General features: G+C 69.5%; 11 protein-coding genes. 7 read left to right on the top strand and 4 right to left on the bottom strand.

Going from position 1 to position 12,430, the window contains the following annotated elements:
* Positions 1 to 129: 129 nt before the first annotated feature.
* The gene (locus ACFXMF_RS25900) at positions 130 to 1,011 is read left to right on the top strand and encodes a GNAT family N-acetyltransferase (protein ID WP_360314189.1); all 882 of its coding nucleotides are present in this window, start codon (positions 130 to 132) and stop codon (positions 1,009 to 1,011) included.
* An 87-nt stretch (positions 1,012 to 1,098) separates the two neighbouring features.
* Here the strand turns inward: ACFXMF_RS25900 and ACFXMF_RS25905 are convergent, their stop codons facing one another.
* The 3 genes from ACFXMF_RS25905 to ACFXMF_RS25915 form a co-directional block, all read right to left on the bottom strand.
* Positions 1,099 to 1,872, bottom strand: a complete 774-nt coding sequence (locus ACFXMF_RS25905) for a TIGR03084 family metal-binding protein (RefSeq protein WP_379987873.1) — start codon at positions 1,870 to 1,872, stop codon at positions 1,099 to 1,101.
* Positions 1,873 to 1,993: 121 nt separating this feature from the next.
* Positions 1,994 to 2,884, bottom strand: a complete 891-nt coding sequence (locus ACFXMF_RS25910; RefSeq protein WP_379987874.1) for a DUF1963 domain-containing protein — start codon at positions 2,882 to 2,884, stop codon at positions 1,994 to 1,996.
* A gap of 167 nt (positions 2,885 to 3,051) precedes the next feature.
* Entirely contained in the window at positions 3,052 to 4,134 is a 1,083-nt protein-coding gene (locus tag ACFXMF_RS25915; RefSeq protein ID WP_360314293.1) for a serine/threonine-protein kinase, read from the bottom strand.
* 384 nt (positions 4,135 to 4,518) lie between these two features.
* Between ACFXMF_RS25915 and ACFXMF_RS25920 the strand changes: the two genes are divergently transcribed.
* Positions 4,519 to 5,637 (top strand): serine hydrolase domain-containing protein, encoded by a 1,119-nt coding sequence (locus ACFXMF_RS25920; protein ID WP_360314195.1) that lies wholly within the window; start codon positions 4,519 to 4,521, stop codon positions 5,635 to 5,637.
* Between the two features lie 337 nt (positions 5,638 to 5,974).
* Positions 5,975 to 6,358: a VOC family protein gene (locus ACFXMF_RS25925; protein ID WP_379987875.1), complete on the top strand. Its 384-nt coding sequence runs from the start codon at positions 5,975 to 5,977 to the stop codon at positions 6,356 to 6,358.
* Between the two features lie 49 nt (positions 6,359 to 6,407).
* Here ACFXMF_RS25925 and ACFXMF_RS25930 read toward each other — a convergent pair whose 3' ends face one another.
* Positions 6,408 to 7,208, bottom strand: a complete 801-nt coding sequence (locus tag ACFXMF_RS25930; protein WP_360314199.1) for a hypothetical protein — start codon at positions 7,206 to 7,208, stop codon at positions 6,408 to 6,410.
* Here ACFXMF_RS25930 and ACFXMF_RS25935 point away from each other — a divergent pair.
* The 4 genes from ACFXMF_RS25935 to abc-f all read left to right on the top strand — a co-directional run bounded on the left by ACFXMF_RS25935 (position 7,207) and on the right by abc-f (position 12,259).
* The gene (locus ACFXMF_RS25935) at positions 7,207 to 7,566 is read left to right on the top strand and encodes a hypothetical protein (protein WP_360314201.1); all 360 of its coding nucleotides are present in this window, start codon (positions 7,207 to 7,209) and stop codon (positions 7,564 to 7,566) included. The genes ACFXMF_RS25930 and ACFXMF_RS25935 overlap by 2 nt on opposite strands.
* A 139-nt stretch (positions 7,567 to 7,705) precedes the next feature.
* Entirely contained in the window at positions 7,706 to 8,227 is a 522-nt protein-coding gene (locus tag ACFXMF_RS25940; protein ID WP_360314203.1) for an EF-hand domain-containing protein, read from the top strand.
* 441 nt (positions 8,228 to 8,668) lie between these two features.
* Positions 8,669 to 10,447 (top strand): cytochrome c oxidase subunit I, encoded by a 1,779-nt coding sequence (ctaD, locus tag ACFXMF_RS25945; protein WP_379987876.1) that lies wholly within the window; start codon positions 8,669 to 8,671, stop codon positions 10,445 to 10,447.
* A 153-nt stretch (positions 10,448 to 10,600) separates the two neighbouring features.
* On the top strand, positions 10,601 to 12,259 hold the full coding sequence (gene abc-f / locus ACFXMF_RS25950) for a ribosomal protection-like ABC-F family protein (protein WP_360314207.1): 1,659 nt from the start codon (positions 10,601 to 10,603) through the stop codon (positions 12,257 to 12,259).
* The last annotated feature ends 171 nt before the right edge of the window (positions 12,260 to 12,430 follow it).

Consider the following 12,430-nt stretch of genomic DNA (forward strand, 5'->3'; position numbering starts at 1 on the left):
CCATCCCCGTAGCCGTAGCCGTAGCCGTAGCCGTAGCCGTCAAGGAGGTGCGCGGCACATGCGCACGAGTGGTCGGCAAGCACGCCCGAACCCTGCCGGCTTGTTCCTCCTCCCCACGACGGAGACACCTTGTCCATTCGCATCACCTCGCTGATCGACCCCGACGGCGGCCCGTCCGCCCGCCGCCTGGCGTGGCTGGCTTCCGACGGCGACGGCAACCCCGTCGGGTCGGCGTTCCTGCGTCTTTTCACCCGGCCCGGGCAGGACCACCTCGCCGAGTTGGACCTGCAAGTCCATCCGGCCGAGCGGCGAAACCGCACCGGCACCCGGCTCCTGGAGGAAGCCGTGGCCGCCGCGCGTGGAGACCGCCGACGCTGTGTCATCGCCCAGGCCGAAGCCGGCTCTCCCGGGGCGGAGTTCCTCCCGGCCCGGGGCTTCCGCAAGGTGCTGACACTGACCTTCACCCGCCTCCTCCTGGCCGACGCGGACCTCCCGGCTCTCACCCGCGTCACCGAACAGCCGTGTCCCGGCTACCGGTTGGTGTCCTGGGACGGCACCGTGCCCGACCACCTCGCCGACACGTTCGTCGCGTCACGGCACGCCATGGACGACATGCCGATGGGCAGCACCGACTTCGGCACGGTGACCTGGGATCTGGAACGGGTTCGGGCCGCGGCCGCAACCGTCGAGAAGCGGGGTTCCGCGCTGCACACGGTCGCCGCCATCGACACGTCGGACGGCTCGATCGCCGGCTTCACCGAGTTGGTGATCCCCGGTGACGGCAAGGGCGATGGGCAGCACTACGGCACCGGCGTCCTCCCCCGACACCGAGGGCACGGCCTCGGCCGCTTGATGAAGGCCGCCTCGATCCTCCGGGCCATCGAACGATATCCGGACCTCGGCGGCCTGCTCACCGACACCGCCGACAACAATCCGCACATGCGGCACATCAACGACGCACTCGGCTACGCGCCGACGCACACGACCTTCGAATACCAACTCGACCTGTAGAAGCGGCGGGAGCCGGGCCGGCGCATCATCCCGGCTCGGCCCCTCCGCTGCGCCGGCGGCATCCGGAGGGCTCCGCCATCGACCTCGTCAGAGGAATACCCGCGCATTGTCCAGCCACGTCTGCGCGTCCGCACCGACCGCCGTCAGGTCGGTCTCGGCTCGGGACCGGCGTCGGGTGACCCGAAGGCAGAAGTCGAGAGCACTGCCCTGTACCCGTTGCGCCGCGTCCTCCGGGCCCCACGCCCAGATCCGTCCGTCGGGACCGGCCAACTCGACGCGGAACGGCTCCGCCGGAACCGGCAGCCGAGCGGCGTAGAACGACAACTCCCGCCCCATCACTCCCAAAGCGGCCACCTGCCGCAACCGACCCGTCGAACGGCGGGCAACACCCAGGGCGTCGAAAACGTCCTGCCCGTGCGCCCACACCTCCATCAGCCGAAGCGGTGCGACCAGCGTCGCGGTCACCTCCGAGCCATACCAGGGAAATCCGAGATCCGGAGGCACCTCCCGCAGCGCCGCCACCACCTCTGCCCGCCCGGCCCGCCACTGTTCCAGCAACAGCGATCGCGGCTTCGCGGCTCCCGCCGCCGCATCGAGATCGGCATACTCCTCGCCCGCCGCTTCCGCCTCCTTCGGGACGGCGCCGAACGCCTCCGGAGTCCGCAAGGCGACGAGCACATTCGCATCGGCCGAGGCAAGGTGCGCGATCTGATGAGCAATCGTCCATCCCACCGCCGGAGTCGGCCTGCTCCAGTCGTCCTGCGCCGACACCAACGCATGCAACTCATCGCCTTCCGCCACCAAGTCGGCCAGTGCGACATCCCGCTCCAGACCGGACGTATCAAGGCCATAATTCAGCATCCGCCGTCACCTTCCACTTCCACCTGCGCGATATGCCCTCGGCTTCCACTTCATCACAACGCAACGCCGCACGGGCGGGTCGAATACCCGAGCGTCTGCACGGCGGTTGCCTCGAAGTGGCTCAGGAGCAGTCGAAGCGATGCCGATATGGGAGACCCGGGCAACCACCGCACACGAACACATAGACGCCACCGCGGTCGCCGAGCGTCAGGCCGGCCCCCGCCCAAACCCGATGCCGCTCCTCGGCCGACGCAGAGGGCAGGGTGACGTGCTGCTCCTCCAGGGGCAACCACCGGTCGCCCGTGGCGCCGTCGTACTCGCCGCTGGCAATCGTCACCAGGTGATCCATGCGCTGCTCGCAGTGCCGACAGTCCGGCCAGTCCGGCTCCTGTGTCCAGAGCGGGTAGCCCCCCAGCTTGATCCCGGGGGCGACGGACAGGTGGTGGTCGTAGACCCACTCCGTCTCGGCCGTCAAACGCTCACGCGCAGGAAGAATCGCGGCCGCGACGTCCGGCGGCAGGTCCCAACTCGGGTACTCCACGACCGGTTCGGGATCGATGGCACAGGGCACCGGGGTGTGCTCACGGATGAAGTCCAACCCCTCCTCGGGGCGCGGGAATTCGCTGCGTGCTTCGCATATGGCCCCGGACGATCGCCAATACAGGCGCGGCTGCGTCGTGTAGTGAGGACCGTGCACGAGCGGGCACCACAACAATTGGAAGACATCGCACTCGGCCGGGTGCGGCAGCGTGGGTACGTCCGATGCGAATATCTGGAGCACCGGGATCAGCGGCACCGGGCCCGCCGGCGGCTCGTCCATGAACAGGTGCTCCTCGGCACAGTACGGCCACGGCTCGTCCGTCGGCCACAACACCGGACCGCCCACCGAGCTGTCCCGCACCCCGACCGCGGCCGGGCGCGGATGCAGACGCGTCGCGGTCTTCGCGTAGGGCAACACTTCCGGGAACCACGTCCCCATGTCGACCGGGCTCGGCGGGGTGGTACGGGTCACTGGTGCTCCTGGGGAAGTGGGCGATGGAGCGCAATGTACCGAGTGCCATCGCGGTGTGCGCGTCGACCTGGGCGGAAGGCGAACGACGGCGTGCGATTCGGCATGGACAACTTTCGGTGGTGGCCGGGGCGTTCGATGTCCGGGTCCGGGGAGTGGGGGTGGCTCGGTCAGTTCGGGGTGGTGGGGTCGGGACTCAGTGCTCGTTCGATCTCCGCGTGCGGGAAGGGGGTCTGCTTGCTCTCGTTGATGAGGCGGCGGTGGAAGGTGGCCAGGACGGCGGCAGGGCGGGCGTGCCGGTCGATGACGGCCGCGATGTCCGGCCGGATGCCGTCGGGTCGCCGGCCCGCGATCCAGTCGTGCACGAAGGCGTCGCGTTCGGCGTCGCCTCCCACGCCGTCGAGCAGGTGGTAGTGGAGCAGGTGGCTCGCGGTGTAGCAGCGGTCGTACGCGAGGTGTTGCGAGAGGAAGGTGGCCTGGTCCGCCGAGAGGTCGAATCGGGAGCTCAGGGCGAGTCCGAAGTCGGCGAAGTAGAGCCGGTGACCATCGGTCAGGATGTTGTCGAAGTGCGCGTCGAAGTGCACGAGTCCGCGCGAGCCCATGAAGGCGGCCCCGCTCGCCAACGCCTCCTCCACCCGAAGACCGAGCGAGCCCTCCTCGCCCTCCGCCACGGCGGTCTCGCGGTGCTCGGCCAGCCACGTGCCGAGGGTGTGCGGCACGTACTCCAGGAAGAGCACCAGGCTGGACGACGACCGGCCGATGGCCTCCAGCCGACGGCGTACGGCCGGTGATCCCTCCCAGTGCGCGACAGCGCCTTCCAGGCCCCCGAACTCGTCGGTGAATCCTTCGGGAGCGGAATCGCGCAGGACCCGCCAGTGGTACATCAGCGGGAATCCCGCGTACTCGTCGCCGAGCACCCAGTTCGTGGTCATGGTGTGCACCGCAAGCTCTCGCCAGGCACCGAACCCGGCCGATCCGATCCCGTATTGGTAGTACATCGGCAGCCCGAAGACGTTCGCCGTCGACCGCACGTTCTCCGGGCGCAATTCCGTGTCGGTCAAGGGGACGCGCTTGACGAAGACGCGAGTTCCGTCGACGTGCAACTCCGCCGACCGGCCGCCGATGCCGGACCCGAGCGGAGTGGCGGCTGCCACCACCTCCCCGAGCCGGTGGTCGCTCAGCAGGGAGAGCTGCGTGCTCACCGCCCCGTATCCGGCCAACCGCCCGGCCCGCAGCCGATCCCGGCCCGGCATCGACGGCTCCTCGGTGCCCGCACCCGGGCTGCTGCGCTCCCACATACGGCACGACCCTACGCCGGCGAGGCCGGGCCGCGTCGGCTGCGCCCACGAAGGCGTGACCGGCGAAGTGGCCTACGTGGTCCGGGCATTGCCCGGCCGTCGCCGGCCGCCCACCCTCGCCGGGCCGGTCCCAGACGTTGGTACCCCGGGACGAACCGGCCGCAAATCCTTGAACGAACGGACAACCCACGGCTCCCTCGAATGAGATGACCTGTCCGCAGCGCACAGCAACCCCGCGCGGAACTCCAGGACGGGCACGACACGCCCGCATTCGACACACGTTCGACAATGTGGGCAACCGGTTACCTCGCAGCCAACCTCATCGGAGATGGAGAGCCCATGCGTCGTCGGACAAGCGCTGTCGCGGCCCTGGCGGTCGCGGTCCCCCTGCTGACCGCCTCCGCCCCTGTCGCATCGGCCGCAGCACCGCCGTGTGACACCAGGCCCGTCCAGGCGGCGCTGAAGGCACTGGGCGGTGTCGGCGCGTCGGGGGTCGGCATGACGGTGCAGAGTCCCCGCTGCGGCGTCCTGACCGGCGGTGTGGGCCTCGCCGACCGCAAGACGGGCCGCAAGGTCGTCGGCAACGAGCACAGCCGCATCGCCAGCAATACCAAGACCTGGGTGGCCACGGTCGTGCTCCAGCTCGTCGGCGAAGGAAAGCTCGGGCTCGACGACACCGTCGACCGTCATCTGCCCGGGCTGATCCGCACCGGGACCTACGACGGACGCACGATCACCCTCCGGCAACTGCTCCAGCACACCAGCGGCTTGCCCGACTACCTGGAGGCACCGTTCTGGCGGGACGAGACCGCGCACCGCTGGGATCACATCGAACCCCTGCAGACGATCGAGCAGGCGCTGACCCTGCCCCCGCCCGAGGACAAGCCCTTCTCCTATTCCAACACCAACTACAACCTGGCCGGAATGATCGTCGCCAAGGTCACCGGGCGCAGCATCGCCACCGAGATCGAACAGCGCATCGTCAAGCCCCTCGGCCTGCGCAACACCTCCTGGCCGGGCGACCGGACCACCCTCCCCGAGCCGGAACTGCGCGGCTACGTCAGGCGGTCCGGGAAGGAACTCGACTGGACGGAATGGAACACCTCGGGAGCCGACGCATCGGGTGCGCTGGTCTCCACCGGCGCCGACGTCACCGCCTTCTGGTCCGCGCTGATGGGCGGGAAACTGCTGGCCCCGGCCCAGCTCGCCGAGATGAAGCGGACCGTTCCCGACCCCACCGTGCGGGGGGCGCGCTACGGCCTGGGCGTCGAGCGCTACGAACAGGCCCCGGGCCTGGTCACCTGGGGACACAGCGGCTTCATGGAGACCGGACACAAGATCCGGAACACCGTCACCGACGACGGCCAACGGGCCGTGACCCTGCTGATCGGCTCGGAGGAGTTCAAGGAGGCAAAGGTCGACTCCATCCTCCGCACCCTCATCCGCGACCTCCGCTGACCGCCTTCGGCGACCGGACGGTTCGACCGGGACGGGGCCATGGACCTCGACGGCCGTCTCCCGTCGAAGCCTTCGGCCGGCGGCGGTGGCGGCCGTGGCGGTGTGCACGACTCGCGAGGGTCGGGGTCGAGGGGGTGCGAACACGATGGATGCCGTGACGCCGTCCGCCGAGTTCGCACCCGGGCTGCACACCGGGCTCGGCGCCCCGCTGATCGAGACCGTGCCGCGCGCCGACTACCGGGGCCGGGGCCGAAATCGTCGCGTGAGATGCCGTACGTTCCGAGGCGGGAGCGGAACTCGGTGGTATTCGGCGTGCAGATCGGGAAGGCTCGCCCGCATGGTCTCGGTATTGCAGAACGTGGCGATCGACTGTGTGGATGCCTATGGGCTGGCCCGGTTCTGGAGCGGGGTGACCGGCCGGCCGCTGGATCCGGCGGACCGACCGGGCGACCGGGAGGTCCAGGTGCTGTTGGCGGAGGGCCCGGTGTTGTACTTCAACCAGGTGCCCGAGGCCAAGACGATCAAGAACCGGATCCATCTGTGCCTGCGCCCCGAGACGTCGCGCGATCAGGAGGTGGACCGACTGCTGGGCCTCGGTGCCACCTTCGTTGCCGATCACCGCAATCCCGACGGTTCGGGCTGGGCGGTCCTCGCCGACCCCGAAGGCAACGAATTCTGCGTGCTGCGCAGCGAGTCCGACCGAGCCGCCATGACTTCCTGACGCCCACGCGGCAGCGCCGACGCGGCGCGATCCCGGCTCGGGCCCAGGCTCAGAGCGCGAATACGGGCCGGGTGGAGAATTCCTCGTACATGTCCTCGCCATCCGAGGTGTACACGAATTCGGTGGCGAGGAAAGGATTGCGGTTGGCCGTGGCCAGGGCCAGCCATGCGATCAGGCGGCCGTAGCCGCCGCAGACCGACTCGCCGCCGTCGCCGCCGTGCACCGCGGTGACGTCGCTCGTCAGCTCGGTCCGGTACGTGTCGTAGGCGATGAGCAGGCCCAGGGCGTTCGGTCCGTGCTGTGGGCCGGTGTGATCCTCGTAGGGGCTCCGGTCGAGGGGGCAGTCGTCGCCCCATCGGAACAGGGTGGTCGCGCCGGCTCCGCAGGCGTGTTCCCACTCATCGGAGTTCGGCATCCGCAGACCTCGCGCCGCGAGCACCCCCGGCATGTCGGTGGGCGGCTCGGTGAGGTTCTCGTCCTCCACCGCCATCAGCACCGTCGCGAGGGTGACCTGCCGGCGCGGACTGAGCAGGTGAGCGAGATAGGCCCGCAGATCGGGTCCGTACCCGAAGCCCGCCTGCTCGCTCTGCCGGTAGTCGGCGACCTGTTCGGGCGTCGGTTGCCAGGTGTCGAGGTCGAATCCGAGCGTGACGACGCCACCCGGTACCAGGGCGAATTCCTGGGCGTCCCGTTCGATCCGGACGCGGTGCATCCGGGCACCGAGGTGCTCCACGGCCTCGACGGCGACAACACGACCGCCTGCCGTATCGGCCGCCTGTCGTGCGACTCGGCGGGCGGTGGAGAGGTCGAATGAACGCCACCGGTCGAAGGTGAGCTCGGCAAGAGACATGCGCGGCACTCTTGCACCACGCTCCGACAGAGCCGACCTCGGCACGACCCACCGGAAACGACGTGCCGCCGGTGCCCTCGCCCACCGCGGCCGCAGCTTCGACGGCCCCCTCCTGACCGCGCCCCTGCACGCCCTTCGGAACCCGACCACCGGTCTTCCCCACCTCGGCATCGCCCGATTCGACCACGCGACGTTCACCGCCGACGCCGGCTTCCTCGGCGCGACCTTCCTCGCGGACGCCGCCTCCGGCCAGGGCCTCACCTCCACCGGGGCCGAGATCGAGATGGCCTCACGCCTCGTCGGACCCGTCCTCCCGGGCCTCGCCGCACTCGCCATCCGGGGCCGCGTCGAACGGTGAGTCCGTTGCCAGGGGTTCGCCCTGCCTCCCACGTACGCCCTTTGTACGGCTTATACGACTTGCTCTGATAGGGGAGCATTTACTCCCTTCCTGGGTATCTTGCGGCTGCAAAGCCATGGAGCACCCTGGAGGGAGCGCAGTGTCCGACTCACCGCAGCACCGCATCTTCGCCATGTTGGACGTCGACGGCGACGGAGCCATCACCCACGAGGAATATCTCGCCCGGGTCGACCGCGTGGCCTCCGCCGTGGGCCGCGACGCCCACCATCCGGTCGTCGTCGCGTCGCGGGCCGCCCACGAGGCGGTCTTCCAGGACATGGACGCCGACCACGACGGACGCGTGACGTTCGAGGAATATCGCTCGTGGGTGGGGCACGACGCGTTCGAACGCTCCTGCCGACCCGCCCTGGGTTCCCTGTTCGACATCGCCGACGCCGACGCCGACGGGCGCCTGGACCGCGCCGAGTTCATCCGCCTGCGCGCGGCGGGAGGCAACGCCGAGGCCGATGCCGCCGTAGCATTCGACGCCCTCGACAACGACCGCGACGGACTGGTCGACCGCGACGCCTACCTGGCCGGCATTCGCAATTTCGTCACCATGGGCAGTTCCCCGATGGCCGCCGCCTACGGCACGGGGCAACCGGTGCCGGGCCGTTCCTGACCCCGCCGGCCGGACGGCCACGGCCGCGCGGTGCGGGACGGAGCGGAGGTGGAGCAGCGGGGGTGGAGCATGGGTGGAACGGAGGCAGAGGTGCGGACGTCGACCCGGCCCGTGCCGTTGATCGCGCTCGGCCAGGGCATTGCGGTCGGACCCGCTTCAGTGCATGCCGTGCAAGACGGCGTGGCCCTTGCCGGCGGAGATCAGGTGTCCCTGCTGTCGGTGCATCCGGTCCCCCATGTGCTGTTCACCCTTCGCCCGCCCGGGTCTTCCATACCCCATACGGGTAGTGCCCATCGGCGAGAAAGCTATGGGTGACCCGCCATGATCGTCAACAGCGAGTCGTGGTGCCCCCTGGAGGCGGTTCGTGAACGGAAGCACCAACGCGGCCGGTCACGCCGTCGACCCGGCGTCCCTGTGCCAAGCATCCCGCGGAGCAAACACATGACAGACACCCAGGCGCCGACACCGACCACCGTGCCCACGGCGACGGAGACGGAGACGGAGACCGTTCCGCGCTCGGCCCGCCGAGGCGAGATCGTGGTGAACTGGCTGACCACCACCGATCACAAGACGATCGGCAACCTCTACTTCGTCACATCGTTCCTGTTCTTCCTCTTCGGTGGCGTGCTCGCACTCGGCATGCGCGCCGAACTGGCGCGCCCAGGCACGCAGTTCATCTCCAACGAGCAGTTCAACCAGTCGTTCACGATGCACGGCGCGATCATGTTGTTGATGTTCGCCACACCCCTGTTCGCGGGCTTCACCAACTGGATCATGCCGCTCCAGATCGGCGCACCGGACGTGGCCTTCCCCCGCCTGAACATGCTCGCCTACTGGCTCTACCTGTTCGGCTCGCTGATCGCGGTCGCCGGGTTCCTCACCCCGCAGGGGGCGGCCGACTTCGGGTGGTTCGCGTACACCCCGCTGAGCGGCCTGGTGCGCTCGCCGTCGATCGGCGGGGATATGTGGATCATGGGCTTGGCGATGTCCGGCTTCGGGACCATCGTGGGCGCGGTCAACTTCATCACCACGATCATCTGCATGCGTACACCCGGGATGACCATGTTCCGGCTGCCGATCTTCTGTTGGAACGTCCTGCTGACCTCGGTGCTGGTCATCATGGCGTTTCCGGTACTGGCAGCGGCCCTGTTCGCGCTGGAGGCCGACCGCAAGTTCGGTACCCACGTCTTCGACCCCGCCAACGGCGGAGCACTGCTGTGGCAACACCTGTTCTGGTTCTTCGGCCATCCCGAGGTCTACATCATCGCGCTGCCGTTCTTCGGCATCGTCACCGAGATCCTCCCGGTCTTCTCGCGCAACCCCATCTTCGGCTACAAGAGCCTGATCGCCGCCACCATCGCCATCGCGGGACTCTCGGTCACCGTCTGGGCACACCACATGTTCCCCACCGGTGCCGTGATGTTGCCGTTCTTCTCGTTCATGACGTTCCTGATCGCCGTACCCACCGGAGTGAAGTTCTTCAACTGGATCGGCACCATGTGGAACGGGTCGCTGTCCTTCGAGACCCCCATGTTGTGGTCGATCGGCTTCCTGGTCACCTTCCTCTTCGGCGGGCTCACCGGCGTCGTCCTGGCCTCTCCGCCACTGGACTTCCACGTCACCGACAGCTACTTCGTCGTGGCCCACTTCCACTACGTCGTCTTCGGCACCGTCGTCTTCGCCATGTTCGCCGGATTCCACTTCTGGTGGCCCAAGTTCACCGGCAATATGCTCGACGAACGACTCGGCAAAATCCATTTCTGGGCCCTGTTCGTCGGCTTCCACACCACCTTCCTGGTGCAACACTGGCTCGGCGCCAAGGGCATGCCCCGCCGCTACGCCGACTATCTCGCCGGCGACGGGTTCACCACGCTGAACACGGTCTCCAGCATCGGCTCGTTCCTGCTCGGCCTGTCCACGCTGCCGTTCCTGTACAACGTCTGGAAGACGCACAGATACGGACGCAGGGTCGTGGTGGACGACCCGTGGGGATACGGTCGCTCGCTGGAATGGGCGACCCCCTGCCCGCCGCCCCGGCACAACTTCACCCGGCAGCCCCGAGTGCGCTCCGAATCCCCGGCCTTCGACCTGCACTATCCGGAGGTCGCCGCCGCGGACTACCCCACCCGCCGGGTGGCCGAACTGCTGGCCGGCGCCGATCCCGACACCGACATCGCTCCGGCCATCGACACGTCGAAGGGGCCGGCGACGAAGCACTGACCGACCGCCGGCCCGCGCGGTCGCCGCCGCGCCGGCCGCGTCTCTTGTTATGGTGGATGGGTGGCACTGTTCTACTTTCTCTCTGAGTCCGGGCCCGGCCGACGTCGCCGATTCCGCCGCCCGTAGACACTTCGCATGCCCAGGGAAAGTCACATGCGCGAACGCGCCCACACCACTTCCGGCACCCCTTCGCCCGCCGCCGTGGCGCAACTGTCCGTCCAGGACGTCAGCAAGTCCTACGGCACCCGCACCCTCCTGGACCAGGTCTCCTTCACCATCCGCCCGGGCGAGAAGGCGGCGGTCGTCGGCGAGAACGGCTCCGGCAAATCCACCCTGCTCCGGCTGCTCGCCGCAGCCGAGGCCCCGGACGCCGGGCGGATCACCGTCGACTTCCCCGGCGGCATCGGCCACCTCGCCCAGACCCTCGACCTCGACCCGGACCGCACCGTGCAGGACGCCGTCGACCTCGCCCTGACCGAACTGCGGGACCTGGAACACCGGCTGCGCACCGCAGAGGCCCGCCTCGCCGACGCGTCGAAAGACGAACTCGACGCGTACGGCGACCTGTTGAACGTGTACGAGGAACGCGGCGGTTACGGGGCGGACGCCCGCGTCGATGCCGCCATGCACGCGCTCGGGCTCGTCGGGGTCACCCGCGACCGCGTGCTCGGCTCGCTCTCGGGCGGCGAACAATCGCGGCTCGCGCTCGCCTGCGTGTTGGCCGCCGCCCCCGAACTGTTGCTCCTCGACGAGCCGACGAACCATCTCGACGCCGCGGCCGTGCACCACCTGGAGGAATGCCTGCGCGCGCACCGCGGCACGGTCGTCGCGGTCACCCACGACCGCGGCTTCCTGGAGCGCATCGCCGACACGATCCTCGAAGTCGACCGGGACACACGCACGGTGCACCGGTACGGCGACGGCTGGGCGGGTTTCCGAGCCGCCAAGGCCGCCGCTCGACGCCGCGCGGAGCAGCAACACGCGGACTGGCTCGAAGAGGTGGCCGATGCCGAGGAGCTGCTCGACGCCGCGGGGAAGCGGTTGGCCGGCACCGGCAAGGATCCGCGGCAGGGCTTCGGCAAGCACCGCCGCTCCCACGAGGCGAAACTCGGAGGGCAGGTACGGGCGGTCCGTGAGCGGCTGGCCCACCTGCGCCGCAACCCGGTGGCGGCGCCGCCGGAACCACTGCGGTTCACCACGGTGCCGGCGGCGGCCGGTGGCGAACGTCCCGTCGACCTCCCGCTCGCCGAGCTGGACCGGGTGGCGGTCGGCGAACGGCTGCGTCTGGACGAGCTGTTGGCGATCGCCCCCGGGCAGCGCCTGCTGGTCACGGGCGAGAACGGCGCGGGCAAGACGACCCTGCTCCGCGTCCTGGCCGGCGAACTGGAACCGGACGCGGGAGCGGTGCGTCGGACGGCCCGGATCGCCTACCTGGCCCAGGAACTGCCCGCGCGGGCCACCCGCCTCCCGCTGCTCGCCGCGTTCTCGGCCGGCCGCCCGGGGCTGCCGGAGGAATACGCCGAACAACTGCTGGCGCTGGGCCTGTTCCGCAGCGAGGACCTTCCCGTCCCGGTCGCGGCGCTGTCCGCGGGGCAACGACGGCGGCTGCAGATCGCGCGGCTGGTGACCCGGCCGGCGGACCTCCTCGTACTCGACGAGCCGACGAACCACATCGCCCTCGACCTGATCGAGGACCTGGAGGCGGCGCTCGCCGCCTACCCCGGGGCGGTGGTCGCGGTCTCGCACGACCGGCGCTTCCGCGAACGGTTCCCGGGGGAACGCCTGCACCTGCGCGGCGGCCGAAGGCACTGAGCGCCCCGGCTCGACCGAGGCGTCGGTGGCCGCCGTCCTCAAGACCTGGGAGGTCACCGGCGGATCCCCGAGAACCGACATCGTCCCCGCGAGCAGCACGGGGGCGCAACTCCCTCGATTCTCGGCAAAACGCCACGGCACGCGTGCCGGAACACGTAGCTTCGAGCGTGT

This window comes from Embleya sp. NPDC059213 (assembly GCF_042754445.1).
In the GTDB taxonomy this organism is placed as follows: Bacteria; Actinomycetota; Actinomycetes; order Streptomycetales; family Streptomycetaceae; genus Embleya.